The sequence below is a fragment of the Galactobacillus timonensis genome (genome assembly GCF_900240265.1).
GTDB lineage: Bacteria > Bacillota_I > Bacilli_A > Erysipelotrichales > Erysipelotrichaceae > Bulleidia > Bulleidia timonensis.
The window spans coordinates 72,480-93,612 of sequence record NZ_LT964740.1; the positions used below are offsets into that span (position 1 = coordinate 72,480).

19 protein-coding genes are annotated in these 21,133 nt (G+C 49.5%); 4 read left to right on the forward strand and 15 right to left on the reverse strand.

Annotated elements, in window-relative coordinates; genetic code table 11:
* Positions 1-67: 67 nt before the first annotated feature.
* The 4 genes from yihA to C1714_RS10805 form a co-directional block, all read right to left on the reverse strand.
* Complete coding sequence (gene yihA / locus C1714_RS10790; RefSeq protein ID WP_102343268.1) at positions 68-658, reverse strand: ribosome biogenesis GTP-binding protein YihA/YsxC; 591 nt, start codon at positions 656-658, stop codon at positions 68-70.
* Positions 658-2,973 carry an endopeptidase La gene (lon, locus tag C1714_RS10795; protein ID WP_102343269.1) on the reverse strand — a complete coding sequence of 772 codons (2,316 nt, stop codon included), beginning with the start codon at positions 2,971-2,973 and terminating at the stop codon, positions 658-660. Before lon ends, yihA begins: the two co-directional genes overlap by 1 nt.
* A gap of 81 nt (positions 2,974-3,054) precedes the next feature.
* Positions 3,055-4,347, reverse strand: coding sequence for a trigger factor (gene tig, locus C1714_RS10800; RefSeq protein ID WP_102343270.1), 1,293 nt, complete (start codon positions 4,345-4,347; stop codon positions 3,055-3,057).
* Positions 4,348-4,450: 103 nt separating this feature from the next.
* On the reverse strand, positions 4,451-5,113 hold the full coding sequence (locus C1714_RS10805; protein WP_102343271.1) for a DUF3196 domain-containing protein: 663 nt from the start codon (positions 5,111-5,113) through the stop codon (positions 4,451-4,453).
* 108 nt (positions 5,114-5,221) lie between these two features.
* Between C1714_RS10805 and C1714_RS10810 the strand changes: the two genes are divergently transcribed.
* Complete coding sequence (locus C1714_RS10810) at positions 5,222-7,585, forward strand: HAD-IC family P-type ATPase (RefSeq protein ID WP_102343272.1); 2,364 nt, start codon at positions 5,222-5,224, stop codon at positions 7,583-7,585.
* Between the two features lie 107 nt (positions 7,586-7,692).
* Here C1714_RS10810 and C1714_RS10815 read toward each other — a convergent pair whose 3' ends face one another.
* The 4 genes from C1714_RS10815 to C1714_RS14300 all read right to left on the reverse strand — a co-directional run bounded on the left by C1714_RS10815 (position 7,693) and on the right by C1714_RS14300 (position 9,695).
* Positions 7,693-8,424 carry an ABC transporter permease gene (locus C1714_RS10815; RefSeq protein WP_102343273.1) on the reverse strand — a complete coding sequence of 244 codons (732 nt, stop codon included), beginning with the start codon at positions 8,422-8,424 and terminating at the stop codon, positions 7,693-7,695.
* Complete coding sequence (locus tag C1714_RS10820; protein WP_102343274.1) at positions 8,418-9,113, reverse strand: ABC transporter ATP-binding protein; 696 nt, start codon at positions 9,111-9,113, stop codon at positions 8,418-8,420. Before C1714_RS10820 ends, C1714_RS10815 begins: the two co-directional genes overlap by 7 nt.
* On the reverse strand, positions 9,110-9,484 hold the full coding sequence (locus C1714_RS10825) for a GntR family transcriptional regulator (protein ID WP_102343275.1): 375 nt from the start codon (positions 9,482-9,484) through the stop codon (positions 9,110-9,112). Before C1714_RS10825 ends, C1714_RS10820 begins: the two co-directional genes overlap by 4 nt.
* Positions 9,485-9,557: 73 nt before the next feature.
* On the reverse strand, positions 9,558-9,695 hold the full coding sequence (locus tag C1714_RS14300; protein ID WP_210115333.1) for a hypothetical protein: 138 nt from the start codon (positions 9,693-9,695) through the stop codon (positions 9,558-9,560).
* Between the two features lie 30 nt (positions 9,696-9,725).
* Between C1714_RS14300 and C1714_RS10830 the strand changes: the two genes are divergently transcribed.
* Positions 9,726-10,973 (forward strand): AAA family ATPase, encoded by a 1,248-nt coding sequence (locus C1714_RS10830; protein ID WP_102343276.1) that lies wholly within the window; start codon positions 9,726-9,728, stop codon positions 10,971-10,973.
* Positions 10,951-11,580, forward strand: a complete 630-nt coding sequence (locus tag C1714_RS10835; RefSeq protein ID WP_167850029.1) for an RloB domain-containing protein — start codon at positions 10,951-10,953, stop codon at positions 11,578-11,580. The genes C1714_RS10830 and C1714_RS10835 overlap by 23 nt, the downstream gene beginning before the upstream one ends.
* Before the next feature lie 41 nt (positions 11,581-11,621).
* Here the strand turns inward: C1714_RS10835 and C1714_RS10840 are convergent, their stop codons facing one another.
* Together C1714_RS10840 and C1714_RS10845 are read right to left on the reverse strand one after the other, a co-directional pair.
* Positions 11,622-12,254, reverse strand: coding sequence for a plasmid pRiA4b ORF-3 family protein (locus tag C1714_RS10840; protein ID WP_167850030.1), 633 nt, complete (start codon positions 12,252-12,254; stop codon positions 11,622-11,624).
* A gap of 57 nt (positions 12,255-12,311) precedes the next feature.
* Positions 12,312-12,590, reverse strand: coding sequence for an IS1096 element passenger TnpR family protein (locus C1714_RS10845; RefSeq protein ID WP_102343279.1), 279 nt, complete (start codon positions 12,588-12,590; stop codon positions 12,312-12,314).
* 249 nt (positions 12,591-12,839) lie between these two features.
* Between C1714_RS10845 and C1714_RS14445 the strand changes: the two genes are divergently transcribed.
* Positions 12,840-14,261 (forward strand): helix-turn-helix domain-containing protein, encoded by a 1,422-nt coding sequence (locus C1714_RS14445; RefSeq protein ID WP_102343280.1) that lies wholly within the window; start codon positions 12,840-12,842, stop codon positions 14,259-14,261.
* 228 nt (positions 14,262-14,489) lie between these two features.
* Here C1714_RS14445 and C1714_RS10855 read toward each other — a convergent pair whose 3' ends face one another.
* The 5 genes from C1714_RS10855 to C1714_RS10875 all read right to left on the reverse strand — a co-directional run bounded on the left by C1714_RS10855 (position 14,490) and on the right by C1714_RS10875 (position 20,996).
* Positions 14,490-14,723, reverse strand: a complete 234-nt coding sequence (locus C1714_RS10855; protein ID WP_102343281.1) for a hypothetical protein — start codon at positions 14,721-14,723, stop codon at positions 14,490-14,492.
* Positions 14,720-16,912: an NUDIX hydrolase gene (locus tag C1714_RS10860; RefSeq protein ID WP_102343282.1), complete on the reverse strand. Its 2,193-nt coding sequence runs from the start codon at positions 16,910-16,912 to the stop codon at positions 14,720-14,722. Before C1714_RS10860 ends, C1714_RS10855 begins: the two co-directional genes overlap by 4 nt.
* 27 nt (positions 16,913-16,939) lie before the next feature.
* Positions 16,940-18,019 carry a dTDP-glucose 4,6-dehydratase gene (gene rfbB, locus C1714_RS10865; protein WP_102343283.1) on the reverse strand — a complete coding sequence of 360 codons (1,080 nt, stop codon included), beginning with the start codon at positions 18,017-18,019 and terminating at the stop codon, positions 16,940-16,942.
* A gap of 53 nt (positions 18,020-18,072) precedes the next feature.
* Complete coding sequence (locus C1714_RS10870; protein WP_210115334.1) at positions 18,073-19,467, reverse strand: sugar transferase; 1,395 nt, start codon at positions 19,465-19,467, stop codon at positions 18,073-18,075.
* A gap of 179 nt (positions 19,468-19,646) precedes the next feature.
* Positions 19,647-20,996, reverse strand: coding sequence for an O-antigen ligase family protein (locus tag C1714_RS10875; RefSeq protein ID WP_102343285.1), 1,350 nt, complete (start codon positions 20,994-20,996; stop codon positions 19,647-19,649).
* Between the last annotated feature and the right edge of the window lie 137 nt (positions 20,997-21,133).

Sequence of the window (21,133 nt, forward strand, 5' to 3'; positions counted from 1 at the left end):
GCATGGTGGTTTCAATAAATTCAGCATATCTGAAAAACAGCTCCCGCACACCGCAGGAGCCATTTCCTCATTCTTTATTCGTTACCGCCTGTAACAATGCCTTTTCAAAGGCCTCAATTCCGCTTTTTGCCGTATTCGATACCGGATACAGATGCGAAATCGGGATGCCTGTTTCAGCCGCAATCCTGCGCAGCTGGTTGTTGGCCTCATTCTTCGAAACTTTATCCGCCTTGGTGCAGGCAGCTAACACGGGAAGATGGGCCTTTTTCCCCGCCTCGATCATCGTCAGGTCATCGTCATTGGGAATGCGGCGAATATCCAGCACCAGCACCAGCGCCTTCAGCTGCTCACGCTGCTGAAAGTAAGGCTCCAGAAGCCCGCCGAAATCAACCGCCCGCTTCGTTCCGCCTTTGGCATAGCCATAGCCCGGAGCATCGGTATAAACCACCTTCTGATCGATCAGAAAGAAGTTGAGAAGCACCGTCTTGCCCGGTGTCTTGCCGGTCCAGGCGGCGTTCTTACGGTTGGTCAGCGCATTGATGAGACTGCTTTTGCCCGCATTCGAGCGTCCGCAGAACAGTATTTCCGGCACATCCGTCGCCGGCCACTGGGAGCGGTCGGCGGCAGATCCGAGAAATTCAACCTCATGGTACTGCATCAGTGCACCAGCGCTTCCTTCAGAACCTGGGAAACATTTTCCACCGGCGTAAAGGTCACGGCCTTGCGCACTGATTCCGGAACATCCTCAAGATCCTTGACGTTTTCCTTCGGAATCAGGATGTGATCGATGCCGGCACGGTTGGCTGCCAGCGACTTTTCACGCAGGCCGCCGATCGGAAGCACGTTGCCGCGCAGCGTTACTTCTCCTGTCATCGCAAGATCCGCATAGACAGGCGTCGAGGTCAAAGCCGAGACAATGGCTGTCGTCAGCGTGACACCGGCCGAAGGTCCGTCTTTCGGAACAGCGCCTTCCGGTACATGAATATGGATGTCGTGGGTCGAGAAGAACTTCGGATCGATGCCGAGCTCCTTGGCATGGGCCTTGACATAGTCCATGGCGATGGAGGCACTTTCCTTCATCACGTCGCCCAGCTTTCCGGTCAGGATCAGATGTCCCTGTCCCTTGAAGTAGTTGACTTCAATCTCCAGAACATCTCCACCGAACGAAGTATAGGCAAGACCCGTGACGCAGCCGATCTGGTTCTTCTTTTCCTTGACGCCGTAGTCAAACTTCTCGCGGCCGAGCCACTGGACGATCAGCTTGTTGGTGATGGTCACCGACTTGCGGCCGTCATTCAGAACGGCAAGCACCGTCTTGCGGCAGAGGCTTGCGATCAGACGTTCCAGCTGACGGACACCGGCCTCCCGCGTATAGTGACGGATCAGATACAGCACCTGCTCATCCTTGAGATGGAACTGGGACGGCTTCAGACCGTTTTCCTTCAGCTGCTTGGGAATCAGATGTTCCGCCGCAATATGCAGCTTGTCAACTTCGGTGTAGGACGGCAGCTCGATGATCTCGAGACGATCCTGCAGCGGAGCCGGAATGTTGTCGAGGTAGTTGGCCGTCGCAATGAACATGACCTTGGAGAGGTCATACGGCTCTTCAAGATAGTGGTCGGAGAAGAATTTGTTCTGTTCCGGATCCAGCACTTCGAGCAGCGCATCGCTCGGATCGCCCTTGTAGTCGGCGCCGAGCTTGTCGATTTCATCAATCAGGAAGACCGGATTGACGACGCCGGCCTTCTTCATGCCCTGGATGATGCGTCCCGGCATCGAGCCGATATAGGTACGGCGATGGCCGCGGATCTCTGCCTCATCCCGTACGCCGCCAAGGCTCATCTTGACAAACTTGCGGTCAAGGGCACGGGCAATGGAGCGGGCAAGCGACGTCTTGCCGACACCGGGAGGACCGACCAGGCACAGAATCGGAGCCGAAAGAGAACCGGTCATCTGCTTGACGGCGAGATATTCCATGATGCGGTCCTTGACCTTCTCGAGGCCGTAGTGGTCCTCATCAAGGATCTGACGCACCTTCTTGAGATCTTCTGAATCTTTGGTTTCCTGATACCAGGGAACCTTGAACATCCAGTCCAGATAGCTGTACTGGACATTGGCTTCAGCCGATCCCGGCTGCAGCATCTCATACCTTCTCAACTCCTCTGTGAGGCGGTCCTTGACGTGCTGCGGATACGGGTTGTCCTTGATCATCTGGCGCATCTTTTCGATGTCGCTGGCGTTGCCGGCAGTGTCGCCGAGTTCTTCCTGGATCGTCTTGATCTTTTCGCGCAGGAAGTATTCCTTCTGGCTTTCGTCGATGTGCTCCTTGACCTTCTGATTGATCGTGGAGTCGATCTCGGCCATGCGCTGCTGCTTTTCCAGCTCCGTGATGATCAGGATCATGCGCTCGTTGACATCGGCGGTCTCAAGGATCTTCTGCTTGGCAGGCACCGACATCGGGAAGTACTGGGCAAACTGATCCGTTAACATCTCGGCGGATACACCCTTCGTCAGACGGGCGACGACTTCCGGCGGGAAGGACGCCGAGAGATTGGACAGCTTCTCAAAGGAGCTGATGATCTGCTTGACAAGTGCCTCTTCCTCGACCGGATCCCCCAGCACGTCTTCCATCGGCTCGACGTCTGCCATCATGATGGCAGAGGTATCGTCGAGGTTCTTCAGGGTGGCGCGCTGAACGCCGGAGAACGTGACGCGCATGAAGCCTTCCTTGCGGCGGACGATCTTGATCGTGCTCAGGGTTCCTACCTTGTAGAGGTTGGCCTCGGTGGGGTTATCGACCATGATGTCGTTCTGGCATACGATCCAGACCTTGGAGTCATAGGACGCAGCTGCTTCGTTGACGGCATTGATGGACTTCTGACGGCCGACTTCGATCATCACGTCCTGTCCCGGAAATACGACGATTCCGCGGGTGCAGACAACGGGTACACGGGTCCAGTTTTCTTTGTTCATAAAACCTCCTTTTACTAAGGACAAAATAAGACGCACTTAGGAATAAGCCGCGTCTTATTGGATATTACTGCTTTTGTTAGCTTACTTGGCTTCTTCCACAGCGCCCTTGGCATTCTTCTTGACGAAGTCCATGGCCAGCTGGCTGCGGAGACCTTCCGTGATGTAGGACTTATCTACAAGCTTCTTGACGGTGTCGATATCCATCTGGTAGGCATCCGCAATGTTCTTGTATTCCTTCTCGTAATCCTCATCCGTCGGCTCGAGTTTCTCCAGCTCAGCGATCTTCTCAAGCGCCAGGCGCATACGAACCGTACGCTCCGCATCCGGGCGCAGGCTCTTCTTGAAGGCATCCAGATCGGAGCCGGTGTACTTAAGGTACATATCCAGCGTCAGACCCTGCTGCTTGAAGTAGTTCTCACGGTTGGAAACCATGTCTTCCACTTCGTTGTCAATCATGACTTCCGGAAGGTCAACCTTCTCAGCGGCGATCAGCTGATCGATGAGCTTCTCCTCCGCTTCATCTTCCGCCTTGGACTTCTTGCTCGAAGCGAGACGGTCCTTTACGAGCTTCTTGAGATCTTCCACATTCTCGACACCAGGGGCGTTGACATCCTTGGCAAAGTCATCATCGAGCTCCGGCAGAACTTCATGCTTCACTTCGTTGACATGTACCTTGAAAACAACGGACGCTCCGCGCAGATCCTCGTGGTAGTAGTCTTCCGGGAACGTCAGGTTCAGTTCCTTGTCTTCGCCGGCCTTGACACCGACCAGGCCCTCTTCGAAGCCCGGGATGAAGGAATGCGAACCAAGCGTCAGATTGTAGTTCTCTGCCTTGCCGCCTTCAAATGCGACGCCGTCACGGAAGCCTTCATAGTTGATGTTGACAGTGTCACCATCGGCTGCTTCGCCATCCTTGACTTCCATATCCGCATACTGCTTGCGCATACGGTCAAGCTCTGCATTGAGCTCATCATCGCTCACTTCGGAATCAGCAACCGTATAGTCGAGGCCCTTGTATTCGCCCATTTCAACTTCCGGACGAACCGCGAAGTCGTAGGTCACGGCAACATGGTCCGCGTCCATATCCTTGACATCGAGCATCGGGCGGGAAATCGGCTCGAGCTTCTTGTCATCGAGACCGGCGCGCAGCCATTCGTTGGCATTGTCATTGACAGCCTCGATCCAGCGCTCACGCTCCGGGATGATCTTTTCCAGCATCTTTGCCGGTACCTGTCCCTTGCGGAAGCCCTTGATCTCCGCCTTGGAGCCAAGCTTGCGGAATGCCTTATCAACGGCCTTCTTCCAGTCTTCACCATCAACGGTAACGGTCATCGTCCCCGTGGACTTTTCTTTTAATTCCCATTCGGTATTCATTTACGTACTCTCCTCTTTGGTCAATTCTTCGATAGTATAGCAGAAATCGGAATTTCGTGGGAATATTCGCTCTATCAACACCATTGACACAGCTTCGCCGCTGTCAATTCAGGTCATCATGCATGTGCATCAGGGTCTCCACTTCCTGGATGCATTGCTGCACCAGTTCTTCGCTCTCCTCTTCTTCATAGGAAAGCGGCAGATACAGATAGGCCTTCTGGATCATGAGACTCTTGGCCATCTGATAAAGAGACGGCTGATTGAGCAGCTCCTTCTGCAGAAGGCTCAACCCCTTCCGTAACCCGGCAGAAGATGCGACGGGCGTCACGCTGTCGCCGTAAAACGTATATTCGACGTCTCCTTTGCGGTAGACGAACTCTTCCTGAATTTCCTGCTGGGCGAGAGCGTCAATCACAAGAGCAGCCGCCATCGGTGCGGGAGAGGAGGAAAGATACTGTTGCAGAGGTACAACGGCTTCGCGCAGATTGGCATCGGCCAGCTCCCCTGCCGCAGCCAATTGATTCTCCGGGGTGCCATGGAGCCCTTTCAGAAGATGCTCAAGCGAGGGACGGGAATGGTCCCGGTCACTTTCCTGATCCCGTCTTTTTCCCTGCAGTGTGCGGGCAAGGCCATGGAGCTTCTCCTCCACTTCGGGCGGGATATACGGCATCGACAGTTCCCGTTTCAGCAGGTACTGTGCCTGCTCAAGATCGCCCTGATTGAGGCTGTCTTCAATTTCCTTCAGTATTTCGTCGTAGTAGTTCATCCGAATTCATTCTAGCAGATAACAAGCGCTGCCATCGAATAGCGGCCAATATACGATGCGGCGGATTAGTTTATTGATCTACCCCCGTTTTCCGCTATCATTTGTTACATGGATAAAACGGAAATTACAGGGTTGAGCGAAAAGGAAGTCAGGCAGAGAACGGCAAAGGGCCTTTCCAATCGAACCAGCGGCAGCGAGGAGAAGACGGCGAAGGACATCATCAAGGAAAATGTCCTGACCTACTTCAACCTGATCTTTCTGGTGCTCGGCATCCTGCTGATCATTGCCGGGGGCTATAACAATCTGACGTTTCTTCCGGTGGTGATCGCCAATACACTGATCGGTACGATCCAGGAACTGTCGGCCAAGAAGGTGCTGGACAAGCTGACCCTTCTCCATGCGCCGAGCGCAAGCGTGATCCGCGACGGCAGAGAGCAGTCGGTGGCGGTAGCGGATCTGGTGCAGGGCGATGTGATTCAGCTCAAGAGCGGCAGCGAGATCCCTGCCGATGCGACCGTTGTCTATGGCGAAGTGTCAGTCAACGAAGCGATGTTAACGGGTGAGACGGACGAGATCAAAAAGCCGGCAGAGGCAAAGCTGCTTTCGGGCAGCTTCGTGGTATCGGGCGAGTGCTGCGCGGTGCTGACGGCGGTCGGTGATAAGTCGTACGCTTCGCAGCTGGCCCGCAAGGCAAAGGATATGAAAAAAGCGGAGCAGTCGGAGATGATCCGCAGTATTGACCGTCTCGTCAAGATTGCGGGCATTCTGATCATTCCGGTGTTTGCGGGACTGATGTATGAGGAAATGGTCGTCAACGGTTCCCCGTTCAGCACAGCCATTACGGGCAGCGTTGCCGCGGTCATCGGCATGATTCCGGAAGGTCTCTACCTGCTGGTATCGGTGGCGTTAGCGATGAGTGCGATGCGGCTGGCAAAGAAAAACGTCATGCTGCATGACATGAAGTCGATCGAGACGCTGTCACGTGTCAACGTCATCTGCGTCGATAAGACCGGAACAGTCACGGAACCTGAGATGCACGTGGAGGAAGTTCACGCGGCCGCTGACGAGATCGATCAGAGAAATGCAGAGCTTCTATTAGGAGACTACATTCGTGCCGTAACGGATACCAACGAGACAATGAAGGCCCTGAGGCAGCACTTCGTTGATCATACGACACGGCACGCCCTGGTCATTTCGGCGTTTTCCTCTGCACTCAAGTACAGCCGGGTCAAGCTCAGTGACAATACGGTTTATGCGCTGGGGGCGCCGGAGATTCTGACAAAGAATGATCCCGCCTACCAGGAGCAGCTGAAGACCTGGGCGTCGGGTGGATACCGTGTTCTGCTCTTTGCTGAGACGCGTGATCGGGATGTCTATGAAGACGGTCTGCACGGGACGGTGAAACCGCTGTTATTTATTCTGTTGAAAAATCCGATTCGTAAGAATGCCCCTTCTACCTTCCGCTATTTCCGTAAGCGCAAAGTCGAGGTCAAGGTCATTTCGGGTGATAATCCGCTGACGGTGTCGCGGGTGGCACAGGCGGCGGGCATTGCGCATGCGAATCGCTACGTGGATTCAAGAACTTTGGCGACGGATACGCAGATTGCCTATGCCGTGACCCACTATGCGGTGTTTGGCCGCACGACTCCGGAGCAGAAACAGAAGATGGTGGAAGCGCTGAAGAAAGCCGGCAAGACGGTTGCGATGACGGGCGATGGCGTCAACGATATTCTGGCGATGAAGAAAGCGGACTGTTCGATTGCGATGGCTTCGGGAAGTGAAGCGGCGATGCAGGCGGCGCAGGTGGTGCTGCTGGATTCGGATTTCAGCCACATGAAGTCGATCATCTCTGAAGGCCGCCGCAACGTTAACAACATTGAGCGTTCCGCCTCCCTGTTCCTTGTGAAGAATATTTTCTCCTTGATGCTGGCGGTGTTTTCGATCATGAATGCGGTCAGCTATCCGCTGGAGCCTTCGCAGATTTCCCTGATCAGTATGTTCAATATCGGGATCCCTTCCTTCTTCCTGGCGATGGAGCCCAATGAGGAGCCGATCCGTAAAGGGTTCATGCGGCGGATCATTGCCAATGCCCTTCCCGGTGCTTTGACGGACTACTTCCTTGTGATGATGCTGGTCGTCTTTGCGCAGGAGTTCAAGATCTCAAACGCAGATGTATCGATTGTTTCGACGTATCTGATGGCGCTGGTCGGTTTCTATGTCGTTTACCGCATTTCGCGGCCGGCGAACCGGTTCCGTGTCTCGGTGCTGATCGGATGTATTGTTGGTTTCTCAATCGGTGTGCTGCGGTTCAGCTCCTTCTTCGGAATTGATCGTATCTCGGGACACGCGACGATGCTCGGTATGATCTTTATGTTTGCCTCGTTTACGGTGTTCTATCTGTTTGATCATCTGTTTGATCTCTTCGCGGATCTTTCTGCTTCGCTGCAGAAGCGTGCAAAGGTCAAAACATAATAAGATACAGCCGCAACAAATCATCAATATCAACATCCTTAGAAAAATAAAACGGGAATGGTCGGGGCCGTTAGGCATAGGCCATTCCTGTTTTTCCTGATTCGTGATCAATCCAGATTAAGGCTGCGATCAAGGATGAGCCATGTAATGAGGCCGTAGACGGCAATCTCAATGGTCATAGGCAGAAAGGAGCTGAGGCTGGGGTTGGCGGAAAAGAACCAGTCAGGAAACAGTGAGTCGCCGAAGGCGCTCGTTACCCAGGCTGTCAGAATCGAAAAGCCGATATAGGCGAGAAAGGCGCCAAGGATGCGGTGTGATGTCCAAAGGTGGCCGACGGAGATGGAGGCATAGATCTGTGTGATCTGGGCGGCGATGCCAAGAATCAATAACAGCAGCCAGCTGAAGAATGTGGCATAGTCGCTGCCGGTGAGATGGAGCTGTGACATGGCCTGAAAGATTGCGTTGAAGCCGCCGACTTCCGGGTCGAGGATCAAAATCAGAAACGATGCGAGGAAGATGACGAGGCTGCCAAGCAGTCCCCATACCAGGGCGAGCAGAACCTTTTCCAGGATGTGAGTGGATGTCGATACCGGAATCGTGAACATGAGATACCCTTCCGGTCCTAAAAGATTCTGATAGAAGCGCTGAATGACCAGGACAATCGTCAGAATGATGGCGACGGTGAACAGGGCGATGAAGATGCTCAGGATGGCCGGTGAGATGCTGCGGGAGGCACTTTGAGCCCCGAGCAGGACGCTAACCACAAGGAAGGCGCCGTAGATGGGTAATAAGATGCGGGCAATGGATTTGAAGTCATATTTGAGCAGTTTCCCTAGCATGCGTATACCTCCCGGAAATATTCGTCGACGCTTTTGCCGGTTTCCTGGCGGATTTCGTCGGTGCTCTTGTGCAGGAAGATCTGTCCCTGCTTGAGGAAGACGGCTTCGTCCAGGATGTTTTCGACATCGGCAATGAGATGGGTTGAAATCAGGATCAAAGCCTCCTGGTTGTAGCTGGCAAGGATCGTTTTAAGAATGTAGTCGCGCGCAGCGGGATCGACACCCGCAATCGGCTCATCGAGGAAGAATACCTTCGCGTTGCGGGACATGGTAACGATGAGCTGAACCTTTTCACGGTTGCCTTTGGACAGCTGCTTCAGGCGCATCGAGGGATCGATGGAAAGCTGAGAGAGCAGTGCTTCGGCGCGGCTGCGGTCAAAGTCTTCGAAGAAGTCCTGATAGAAACTGAGAACGTCGGACACTTTCATCCATTCCTGCAGAAAGTTGCGGTCCGGCAGATAGGCGACAATCTTTTTGGTGAGGGTATCGGGCGTTTCGCCGGCGATCCGGATTTCGCCGCTGGTTGGCTGCAGGATGCGGCAGGCAATCTTGATCAGTGTCGTTTTGCCGGAACCGTTGGGTCCGAGCAATCCGACGATGCGGCCGGATTCAATGTTGAGATTGACATGGTCCAGAGCGGTAACGTTTCCGTAACGTTTGGTCAGATCATGACATTCGAGTATGTTCATGCGTTTTTCTCCTCCTTTGCATAAGCGTCGCAGGCCCGTACGATATCATCTGTACTTAATCCCAGGCCCGAGAGACGGTCAAACAGCTCTTTGATGTATTTGCGACCAAGGCCGATCCGTAACGATGACAGCTTCTGGCGGTCTTCGGTTACGTAGCGGCCGGTGGTACGCTGGCTGTAGAGATAGCCTTCGCGCTCCAGCTCCGCAAAGGCGCGCTGGACCGTGTTGGGATTGACGCCCGCCTCCAGAGCCAGGTCACGGACCGATGGCATCTTTGAGCCCGGCGGATACGTCCCTGCCGCAATTGCATTCTTGAGCCGCTCGATAATCTGAAGATAGATGGGACTGCTTCCTTCAAATTTCCAGGTCATGTTCCCCCTTCCTGCCGTATTAGTGTATTACTTTCTTAATACACTAAGAGTATAAGAAAAAGGCTCGCTCTTGTCAATGATATGTTTTCTCTGCTGCCAGCTTCGGAAGAGCCTGGATGGATGCTGCAATCCACGTCCATTGTTTCAGCACAATATATTTTTGCAAAACTTGTATTTTTGCAATATTTTTGCAAAAATTCAGTTTTAACATTTATAATCACTGTACGGAGGATAAGGAAGTATGCTGCTGAGATTTTCTGTGGAGAATTATCAGTCTTTTCGGGATCAGGTGACTCTGGAGCTCACTCCGGGTACAGGCAGGGATCACCCGGATCATATCATCCACAGTACAGGAGATGGCAGCTCCGCTTTAAACTGCATTCTGATCTATGGCGCAAACGCATCTGGAAAGAGCGGTCTTTTTAAAGCAATGACTCAGGCGCTAAATATCCTGCGACGTTCTGGATCATTTCAATCCAATGAAAAACTACCATGGAATCCGTTTATGTTTAACAAGGGAAACAGAGATAAACCGACTTCGTTCGAATTCCAGTTTATTGCGGATAACGGAATCCGGTATGTCTATGGCTTTTCCTATTTGCCAGACCACATTACGGAGGAATACCTTCTTGCGTATTATTCGAACCGTGCTTCTACGGTCTTTGAATATAAAAATGGTTCGTTCCGATTTACTGCGAAGTATGCATCTTTATTTAATCCGTTGATCAAAATGAATGCCCGCAACCGTCTGTTTCTGGCGACGGCGGACGCCTGGAATGCGGAGCCGGTGAAAGCGGCTTATGACTGGCTGACGACGAAGATGAATACATTTACGGAGGTCCGGGATATTTCAAACCGTGCGCTGAGCGTGTACGAGGATGAGACGATGCATGGACAGCGCAGCAACGTTGATTTTGCTGTAAAGCTGATGAAGGAAACTGATATCAACATTACGGATATTGATCTGTCTTTTTCGAACATTTCCGTTTCAGAATCCGGTTCGAAACTGGCTACATATATGGTGAAGGCTCATCATCAGGCAGAAGGCAATGACTATCAGCTTCCCTTGGAGAATGAGTCACTTGGTACCCGGAACATTTTCTTTATTGCCCCTTTTCTTAAAGAAGTTTTTGAGAACAAAGGCGTTTTGGCAATTGACGAAATTGACAGAAGTCTGCACCCGATGCTTGTGAAATTTCTGATCGAAAAATTCAGTGCTCCGGAAAATAAAGGAGCACAGCTGATTGCGACGACACACGATGTTTTCCAGCTGGACCTGAATGAATTCCGAAGGGATCAGATTTACTTCACTGAAAAAAATCCTGACACAGGTGTTTCCGATCTGTATTCTCTTTGTGACTTTTCGCCCCGTATAAATGAAAAAGTCCGTAAAAATTACCTTCTGGGCAGATATGGGGCTATTCCCTGCGTTAACCAGGAAAGTTTTAGTGAGGAAGAAGCAAGCCATGAAAAGAAATCAGAAACGTAAGCGGATCAAACGGTTTCGTAAGCCTGTCATGCTTGTGATGGGGGAAGGGAATTACACTACGGAGCGAATATACCTGAGTCACTTTACCGGGAACGAATATTCATATTGTTTAAAATTTAGAAATTCGGGAGGATTTACGGATCCTGCCCATATATTCAGAGAACTGGAAAAAGCATTTCAAGAAGTGATTGGAGACACAGCGGAAGAAAGAGATTGTGCCTACGCCTTAGTGGATCTCGATTGCAGTAAAGAAAAAGCGGTTACAATCAAGGCGCTCACCAATCAGAGTGATCGCTGCGGAATCATTGTCTCAAATCCCTGTTTTGAAGTCTGGCTGATTGATCATTTCACAACTAAATGTCCGCAATACCCCAGTTCCCAACACGTGAAAAAAGCTCTGAAGCAACAATATTTGCGAGGGATTGTTACGGACTACAAAGAAAGCACCGATATCTATTCGCTGATTGCAGATAAGCTGGATTTTGCGATTGCAAACGAAGAAGAACGGCAAAAAAGATACAAAAACGATGATTCCTGGCCGAACCCGGATCACAACCCGCGTACGGATATGGTTTACCTAATAAAAAAACTCACCCAAAATCAATAAAGGGTACCATCTCCCTTTGGCACCCCTGCTTTATTCCAGGCTTAAAACATGTCTTTCGGTACCTGCAGCTTTTCCTTCCATCCAAAGGTCGATGCCCATTCAAGTGACGATTGATGATCCGTATACATTCCAAGTTCATCTTCATTCATTTGGACACCGTATTCATCAAAATACAAAGTATCGTTGGTTTCATACGTTTTCGCATCAATATGCAGCGACTTTAAAAAGCGGAAGTACCCATCCGTTCCACCGACATCATCAAGCAATGGCAATCCAACACGGCTGACGCAGACGGGGCGATACTCCTGGAAGGTGCGGGAAACCAATTCCTGATTAACTCCGTAGGGCCTCTGGATTTTGATTTCAATCTTCCAGCCATCTCCGAAATCGTAATTGTAGATGAAATCAGTACACCTCATTACCAGCAGTTCCTGAAGCGACAGACGTTCCAATAGTTCAAAGGGATTACCGGTAAATATGGCGAGATACCATTCTTCCGGGGAAAATTTTGAATCGACTTCGTTTGTTTTACATGCCTGATAGTAATATGCAACGATATCTGCAGCCTCTTTCTGGCAGCGTTCCTTTGTTTCCCATGGATTTTCGTGGATGTAAGGTCCTGTATATTTTTTTCGAAGCCAAAGACGGAAGCTGCCGCTTTGATAATCATCCATCCAGAAGCGACCCTCATCATCCATAGTTGGATAGCGGAACAGGATGCCGCACCTCTTCTACCAGTCTTCGATGGTTTCAGCAAGCTGCGCTTTCCTGTCAGACGGCAGAATAAAACTATGGAGATGGCTGTTTGTCCATCCATAAGCTCTCTGCAGAGCATAATGCAGAGCATAGAGCGTCATATCCGACGGAACCAAAATGTCGCGGATAATCGTTGTTTCACTGCCAAGCTGCGCATTCTGCTGAAAGATTCGAAGATCCTCCTCAGAAAAACCGTGTATAAGCCGGGTCTTCAACAACAGTACTCCCGGGACGGGTTGAAATTGTTTAACCATCGTCTCCCCCTCCTATAGAAATGACTGATACCAATATCTCATGAATATCATTAACTCCATTAGGAATCAAGAAGCGGCTTATCTGGATAGGCGGCTTTCATTTCGTTGTGAAGTGAAAAGTTAAATTCCACTTCAGGGAGTGCTAAGTGGAAGTATGTCTTTCACTAACTTCCAGTTGAATTTACTCTTTCATTCCTCTTGTATCATATTGGTAGGATCGACGGCTTCTTCTTGAAAGTAGGTTCCTATATGGAAGCCGCCAAAAAACAGTCGCATCTTACATTTGGTGATCGTCAGATCATTCAGAAAGGCATTGAAAACGGATCAAGCAAGAAAGCTATAGCGGATCTTCTCGGCAAGGATAAGTCTACAATCGGCAAAGAGATTGAGCGGCACAGAGAGCTTGCATACAAGTTCAAGCTGCCTCTGGAATGTGCCGCCTACCCTCACTGCAGGTTCAACAGGATCTGTACAACTAACTGTACGGATTTTGTTCAGTTTACCTGTGCGAGAAGAGACCGCTCTCCCGGGGCTTGCAACGGCTGCGGGAAGTATAGCAGCTGCCGGTTTAACAAGTTCAAATACTATGCCGATCATGCCAACTCTGCTTACCGGGATACTCTCGTGGAATCTCGTTCAGGAGTTAACGCTACAGTCAGTACGATAAGGAAACTTGGTGAACTGATTAAACCCCTGCTTGAGAAAGGACAGTCCGTCTACGCCATTCTGGAAGCACATCCGGAGATTGGCCTGAGCGAAAAGACCATTTACACCTATATCGAAACCGGCGTGTTTACGGAAGCAGGCGTTCCCATCAACTGTCTGGATCTGAAGATGCAGGTCCGCAGAACCCCTTCCAAAAAGCGGCAATTTAAGCCTCGCAGAGACCTTTCCTATACCAAAGGCCGGACCAGTAAGGAATACGACGAATACATGGCCGCAAATCCCAATGCCAGAGTCGTACAAATGGACACTGTATATAACGATTTCATGAATGGTCCCTTTATTCAGACATTCAAGTTCCTCCGGTACGATCTTCTGCTCTGCCTGTATCATGAAGAGAAAACCGCACTTGATATGCTTGCAGGCATCAATCTCCTTGATGAGATTCTCGGGCATGACTTGTTCAACAGGGAAGTAGAAGTCATTAAGACAGACAGAGGCTCAGAATTTACATGTGCGGACCAGGCCGAAGTCAGATCCGATGGAACACGCAGGACAAGGATGTTCTTCTGTGATCCGATGGCTTCATGGCAGAAAGGATCGATCGAAAACGTTCATCTCCTTCTTCGGGAAATCTGTCCCAAAGGCTGCGATCTTAAGGCAATCGGTCTTATTGACCAGCATGCATGCAATATCATCTCTGAAAACATCAACTCGTACCCAAAAGAAAAGCTGAACGGCAAGTCATCCTTTCAGCTTCTTGAATTTCTNATCTGTCCCAAAGGCTGCGATCTTAAGGCAATCGGTCTTATTGACCAGCATGCATGCAATATCATCTCTGAAAACATCAACTCGTACCCAAAAGAAAAGCTGAACGGCAAGTCATCCTTTCAGCTTCTTGAATTTCTTAGTCCCACCACGGCAAAGAAATTCTATGAATTCGGGCTCCAGAACATTTCAAATTCAGATGAAGTAATTCTGAAGCCATACGTGCCAAAGAGACGATAGTTTAACAAAAGCTGTCGATCCGCAAGTTGAAATAACTCTTTCACGGCAATGAACTGCTAAAAGTTCACTGGTTTTCAATGCGTCTCTTTAGATCTCTCGACACTATTATTCTGAGGTCGACAAGACAAAAACGCAAGCAAAAGGCGATGAACGAGAGCGAAATTATGCCCTGTTCATCGCTTCTGTACGACTTATTTCCACTTGCCTTCTAAAGTGGAATTTAACTTTTCACTTGAGCGCTTTCATTTCGTCTGCTTGCATCTTCTTTACAAATACATAGCTTAGTATCTCAGCAAGGTAGCCAGCTCCCCTGCTGAATGCAGTTTCATGATAAGGATCCGTAAAAATGCCGCGCTGCTCCAGCAGATCAATGTGACGGAAAAGGGCGTCAAAATAAAGGACCAGTACTGCTTGTAAATTCCTTTTTTCATGATGACCATATTTGCCGCTATCGAATATCATTGATCTTTCATCAATGAATAGTACGAAAATGCCGCAATCGTATATGCATCGTTGATCTTCCCCGTTCGGATCATTTCCTGCAGCTGATCCTTTGTGACTTCAATTGAAGAGATGACGCCTTCTTCTCCCGGGGTCATCCGGTAGCAGTCAACGGTAATTAGATATGCCTTGGTTTTTCTGGAGGTCAATCCGGAGTCAGGAGCTATCTCGCCAAGATAATGTGGAGCGCCAGATGGTACGGCATGCAGTTCTTCCATCAGTTCCCTGGCTGCTGCTTCTTCCCCATTTTCATTTTCCTCTGCATAGCCTCTCGGGAAACAAAACTGCGCCTGCTGCAAAGCGTGGCGATACTGATTCAGGAGGATGAATCTGTCGTGACACATAACAGCCATCACTACGCCGTCGCCGTTTGTTGGCAACACCCTTTCATAGGGATAAATATCATTTGCGGAGCCAATCATCGGATCAACGAGAAGAGTATTAAATCCGCTTTGGTATATTAAGCCATATCTGCGGTTTGAAGTTTCTTCCTGACGTACCAGGGCGCCAATAGTATCCTGCTTCGTTAAGTCAGCTTCTTCTTCGTAAATCGAGGAAACAATCAGAGGTGAATGATGCAGTGCTTCAAGTTTACGATACTGTTTTATCGGCTCCGGGATAATGAAGCGGATAGGCGCGCTGATATTGCGCTGCTCTGCTTTTTCATACTTGTTGTTTGTACTTTTCCGTGGAATCATCCAGAAAAGCGTATGGAAGGCATCGCCTAACAGATCTCCAATTTCCTTAATCGCGTCCGATAAGGAAAGGAAGCCTTCAAAATGCCTGGCGATCAGGCTGGTCAGTTCTTCCGACAGCCAGAGAAAGGCGATCGTCTCAAGAATAGAAACAGGCAGCGAATGTACCGGGATATGAAAGTCAAAGGTATCCTGCAGAACATTAAAAGTGATCTCAAGGCCTACCGCAATGGAAAAGCAGAGAACGGAAAACAGGACTCTCAGCAGGATTGTCCGCAGGATCTGATGTTTTTGATATTTCTGCTGCTGAAGGTCGCAATATTCATAACGCGGAACGGGATGGGTCAGCTTCGTGGTAATGGATATCTTTCCGCTTTTTTCATACTGGAGTAACCGGACTGCTTTTGAAAAATCCGGAAAACCGTGAGGCCTGCGGTAAGGAATAAATCCGTTTGTTTCTTTCTGGAGGAAGCGGTTGTCTGCATCAGATCCGTTGTTCCAGTAGTGATCAAGTCTCTGCTGAAAGTCCGTTTCAAAGGATGGCGCGGGATTGTCTGGATCCAGAAGTTCCTGTGGGTCGTAGCGCTTTGAGGTGCCGCAGATACTGATTTCACAGGCATAATTGAAACAAAGGTTAATGATCGCTTCTGCATACTGACAGGCCTGTTTCTCCTGCGCCCCTGTCTTTGCGGCTAAGTAGAGCTGCTGAAGATACGGGGAGCGGCGGTTATGAGCCTCATGATCTTTATAAGCGGGAAGTGAAGATATCGCCGCAATTGCAGAAGCCCAGAGTGGATAGGTACTTTTCATCCGGAGTACACGGGCAAGAATGTCGCAAAACCGCAGACTGCTGATTTCATTTGGATCCCTTGGTGGAATGTAGCTTCCATCCAGGGTACTAAGCTTCAAAATGATAGATAACAGGCTGCGAAGATGCGTAAGTGCCGCCTTCATATCGCCTTCGCTGAGCGAAGATGCCACCTCGGTACCATCGGGCTGTATTTCGATGAACAGATCCTTCAGCTCATCTTTGGAAAACAGGCTGCCGTCCAGATAGCCGCTGATCTCTGACAGGTCAGAGTAAACGAGGCTGCGGCGCATCAGGGCAAGAAGCCGGCGCTGCGAAAACTTAATCGGCAGCGCCGAATAAATAAACGGCTCCTGCTGCGACACAGAGTTAACAAGATATTGTGAGAGTGTGCGGACATCGCCATACTGCGAAAGAAAGATCCGCTTGTGTTCGAACAACTCAACAAAACTGTTGTAATAGGTGCCTTCCGGATCCGAAAACAGGCTGAAAAAAGCCCGTGAATCGACCAGCTGATTATAGGTAAGGACGACGCAGTTTCCGTGATGAACCAGCTCGTTATACAGTGTTTTCTGCCCTTCCAGAATTTCCTGGTCCGTCTTGCGTACAGAGTCGAGTTCAAACAGGTAAACAAGCTTTGGCTCCATGAAAGTTGGTCGTTCCTTTCTGCTAGTTCAGTCTAATTCCTTCTTTGCGCCATACATGGAGGCGTAATAGTTCTGGTAGTTGCCGCTGGTGATGTGGTCCATCCATTCTTCGTGGTTCAGATACCAGTCAATTGTGAGGACGATGCCCTTTTCAAACGGTGTTTCCGGATACCAGCCGAGGTCGTTCTTGATCTTGGTCGGATCGATGCCGTAGCGACGGTCATGGCCCAGACGGTCCGTGACGTGGTGAATCAGTGATTCATTGATTTCCTCATCCTGAAGACGGTCATGGAGCTGGGAAATGATCGTCTTGACGATGAAGATGTTGGGACGCTCATTATGGCCGCCAACGTTATATACTTCGCCAACCTTACCGTTCGAAGCGACCATATCAATGGCTTTGCAATGGTCCTCTACATAGAGCCAGTCACGGATCTGCATACCGTCCCCATAGACGGGCAGCTTCTGATGGTGCTTGACGTTGTTAATCATCAGCGGGATCAGCTTCTCCGGAAACTGATAGGGTCCATAGTTATTGGAGCAGCGTGTAATGTTAACTGGCATACCGTAGGTATCATGAAACGCCATCACAAAGAGATCTGCACTGGCCTTCGAAGAAGAATACGGAGAATGCGGCGAAAGCGGCGTCGTCTCAGTAAAATATCCGGTAGCTCCAAGGGCGCCATAGACTTCATCGGTCGATACCTGGAGGTATTTCTTTCCTTCTTTCCAGTTTCTTGTCTCTGTGTTGTACCAGGCATCTTTGCACCGTTGCAGCAGATTGACGGTGCCCATGACATTGGTCTCGACAAAGATTTCGGGATTGGCAATGGAACGGTCAACATGGGACTCGGCCGCAAAGTTAATGACGTAGTCCGGATCATACTTTTCCAGAAGCGATGCGACAAGATCTTTGTCACAGATATCGCCATGGACAAAGATATGGCGACCATCATTTTCAATATCCTTGAGATTTTCAAGGTTGCCGGCATAGGTCAGCTTATCGAGGTTGATGATACGGATATCGGAATATTTCCGTAACATGTAGTAGACAAAGTTTGTTCCAATGAAGCCGGCGCAGCCGGTAACGAGATAGGTTGTTGTCATTTGGTTTCCTCCCTGGTGCCGCTGCACTATATTCTACCTGAGAAAGCTGATTGTTATCTGGCTCCCTTATGCTTAAACACAACGGCTACGGTCTTAAACAGAATACGGGCATCAAGGCCTAAAGACCAGTTGTTGATATAACGCAGGTCCAGCTTTACGACATCATCAAAGTTGGTGATATCGCTGCGTCCCGATACCTGCCACAACCCCGTGATCCCGGGACGGATGGACAGGCGCTCGCGATAGTGTTCATTGTAATGCAGAAATTCATCTTCGGTTGGAGGACGCGTTCCTACCAGGGACATGTCCCCTTTCAATACGTTCCAAAACTGCGGAAACTCATCCAGAGATGTCTTGCGCATAAACTTACCGACTTTGGTGATGCGCGGATCATCTTCCATCTTGAACATGAGGCCGTTCATCTCGTTTTCTGCCATCAGGTTCTTCTTCCGCTCCTCCGCATCGATATACATCGAACGGAACTTATAGAACTTGAAACGCTTGCCGTTGCGTCCGATACGGATCTGGGAAAAGATCACGGGTCCCGGCGAATCCAGCTTAATGGCCGGTGCCGCAAAGATATAGATGATTCCACAGATCGCAAGTCCCACCAGAGCTCCGATGATATCAAAGATTCGTTTCACGGCTAGGGCGGCGCGGTTGAATTCATGTTTCGCATAATTGGCACAGAGATAATCCCCGCCGAAGACAGATACCGTCAATTGCTGATCCACGGGCTGAAACAGATCCAGCGCAACGTGTGCCTTTACGCCCATGCACGTAAACTTCTCCATCAGGGAATAGATAGTCTCCTGAGGAAGTGACGGCGCATTGATAAATACATCATCAAAGGCAGCCGTCACAAGTTCCTTGCTCAGATTCTCGAGCGGACAGGAAAAGGAGCAGTCATAGAGTGTTCCCTGCGCCGTATCCGTATTAATGACAAGCTTTCCGATGACGCAGAATACAAGTCCGTCATCAAACTCATCCTCCGCATGTGCCTGATCGGTAATGAGAATGATTTTGTTGCGGAACGTATCGGTGCCATAGACTTTGCGGGCCGCAAATTTGATTGTGCCCCGCTCCACGATCATGAGACCGAAGTTGATCAGCAGAAAATAGCCGAGCATCAGTCGTGAGATCCACGATATATTGTGCGCAAAGTAGTGGCCCGTAATTAATGCCAGACCAAGAACGGCCGTATGGAGAAAAACAGCGTAGATTTCATCAAACCAGCTGCGCCGCATAAAATTCTTATCCAGGTTCAGGCGGAATGCGATCACCGTCGAGATTAACGCAATGGAGAAATAAATATCAAGTACCGCAGTTGTTCCACTGCTTCCGGTGCCGAAGCGGATATGTACCGCAATCGCAAGCGAAAGAAGGCTCACGATCATATCAGCGAGCCACAGCGTCGATCTTCTCAGGCTTCGTACATGTATATTCACAACTTCCCCCCTCGTTGCCAGCTTATATATTATATCCAAATATACAGATACAGGCTGTGCATTTCTTTCTGCACAAATCAGTACCATAATGTGAACAGTTACCTCAGATTCAACTGCTTTCACCTCGCATTAATTATTAATATCGTCAAAAGGCCGCTCATCCATTGAGCGGCACACTATCAGGCCTGTACCGCAGCCTTTGAAACTGAGTCAGTCCCGTAATCCAGATAAATCAAATAGCCGTACGCAATCCAGAAGTAGATGGACTCGATATGCGAGTTTTCTCCCAGGATCCCCGGCTGCAGCATCGACTGGATCCACCCGCATAAAACCAGAATTAATAACCATCCCGACTTCGTCGAAGCAATCAGATGCCGGTTCCTCCAAAAGCGAACGATACTGGCAAAAAAGAACACAAGCAGAGAAATCAGGCCGGCAAAGCCGGAGAAGACAAATACGTTGACCAGAATATTGTGAAGTGAGATGCCAGCGTCATTGAACGTCATTTCAACAAGTTTTGCAGGCAGGTATGCCCAGCCCCAACCGAAGACCGGCTTCTCCATTCCGACTTGAATTCCTGCTTCCCACATCATAAAACGGCCATTGGTAATGGAATTCATCTGCGATTCGAATGCATAAACATCAGTAGTTCTTAAAACACGAAGCGTATACAGCTTTGGCCCAGTCTTGATTGCGATAGCTATAGCGCCCAGAACTAACAGGGAGAGAAGCACAGTTTTTGCAAATTTACGATTCTTCCATTTCTGCAAAACGAAAAAAATTCCGTAGAGCGCAATGGGAATCAGACATAACAAGCCGCTGCGTGCCTTCGCCAGCAGTAAATAGGAAACAGCAGTAACCAGATTCAGGTAATACAAAGCAGGCTTCAACTGCCTGCGCGAATATAGAAACAAGCCTAAAACAAGTGCGGTAACTGTTCGATAGGAACCGTCAGTCATCCATTCATACAGACCATAAAACTGGTATTGTCCATCGTGATTCGAAGTAGTGACCATGGAACTGTAAGCAAACACCCCCGGAAGATCCGGGAAGCCAAGCAGATGAAGAATCAGGATCAGTAAGGAAACAGTATTAATTGTGCAGAAGACGGCAATGCACCATTTTGAAATACGATAGAGAAACTTGTCCGTTTCCCCTTTTCCAAGTCTGGGAATCAGGATAAAGAAGAGATAGATCTTCATAAAGAGAAGAAACTCATAGATCCATGACTTGATCCATAGCCCTTCTCTGCGCATAGCTGTTCCAACAAACGTGATGGCAAAGAAGACCCATAACGTGTTCTGGATCGGTGAAGTAAGCAATTTCCGGTGCACTGCTTCATAAAGAAAAATGCACAGTGCAAATAAAGAAACAAATGCAGAAAAAGCATTCCAGACCGTACTCTGAATGCCGGAGAATAAGTAAAAGACATCCTGGATCAAGTCTCGTAATATGAGCATGCCCAGAATCTGGACAGAGATAATATACCGGTAATCGGTCAGGTATTTCTTTACTTTCTCTTTAAACATAATCTTCAGTTCCCGTTGTCAAGTATACCAAAATTAGCAAGTTGGATAGGACACCCGCACAATATCGTTGAAACAGGCATCTGTTCATCTTTTACCTCTCTGCCTGTATGTGATAAAGTGCTTGAGAGGTCATCACA

Bases quoted from the DNA above. Each gene is read 5' to 3' on its own strand.
- yihA (WP_102343268.1), bottom strand. From the start codon at position 658: ATGCAGTACCATGAGGTTGAATTTCTCGGATCTGCCGCCGACCGCTCC.
- lon (WP_102343269.1), bottom strand. From the start codon at position 2,973: ATGAACAAAGAAAACTGGACCCGTGTACCCGTTGTCTGCACCCGCGGA.
- tig (WP_102343270.1), bottom strand. From the start codon at position 4,347: ATGAATACCGAATGGGAATTAAAAGAAAAGTCCACGGGGACGATGACC.
- C1714_RS10805 (WP_102343271.1), bottom strand. From the start codon at position 5,113: ATGAACTACTACGACGAAATACTGAAGGAAATTGAAGACAGCCTCAAT.
- C1714_RS10810 (WP_102343272.1), top strand. From the start codon at position 5,222: ATGGATAAAACGGAAATTACAGGGTTGAGCGAAAAGGAAGTCAGGCAG.
- C1714_RS10815 (WP_102343273.1), bottom strand. From the start codon at position 8,424: ATGCTAGGGAAACTGCTCAAATATGACTTCAAATCCATTGCCCGCATC.
- C1714_RS10820 (WP_102343274.1), bottom strand. From the start codon at position 9,113: ATGAACATACTCGAATGTCATGATCTGACCAAACGTTACGGAAACGTT.
- C1714_RS10825 (WP_102343275.1), bottom strand. From the start codon at position 9,484: ATGACCTGGAAATTTGAAGGAAGCAGTCCCATCTATCTTCAGATTATC.
- C1714_RS14300 (WP_210115333.1), bottom strand. From the start codon at position 9,695: ATGTTAAAACTGAATTTTTGCAAAAATATTGCAAAAATACAAGTTTTG.
- C1714_RS10830 (WP_102343276.1), top strand. From the start codon at position 9,726: ATGCTGCTGAGATTTTCTGTGGAGAATTATCAGTCTTTTCGGGATCAG.
- C1714_RS10835 (WP_167850029.1), top strand. From the start codon at position 10,951: ATGAAAAGAAATCAGAAACGTAAGCGGATCAAACGGTTTCGTAAGCCT.
- C1714_RS10840 (WP_167850030.1), bottom strand. From the start codon at position 12,254: ATGGATGATTATCAAAGCGGCAGCTTCCGTCTTTGGCTTCGAAAAAAA.
- C1714_RS10845 (WP_102343279.1), bottom strand. From the start codon at position 12,590: ATGGTTAAACAATTTCAACCCGTCCCGGGAGTACTGTTGTTGAAGACC.
- C1714_RS10855 (WP_102343281.1), bottom strand. From the start codon at position 14,723: ATGATATTCGATAGCGGCAAATATGGTCATCATGAAAAAAGGAATTTA.
- C1714_RS10860 (WP_102343282.1), bottom strand. From the start codon at position 16,912: ATGGAGCCAAAGCTTGTTTACCTGTTTGAACTCGACTCTGTACGCAAG.
- rfbB (WP_102343283.1), bottom strand. From the start codon at position 18,019: ATGACAACAACCTATCTCGTTACCGGCTGCGCCGGCTTCATTGGAACA.
- C1714_RS10875 (WP_102343285.1), bottom strand. From the start codon at position 20,996: ATGTTTAAAGAGAAAGTAAAGAAATACCTGACCGATTACCGGTATATT.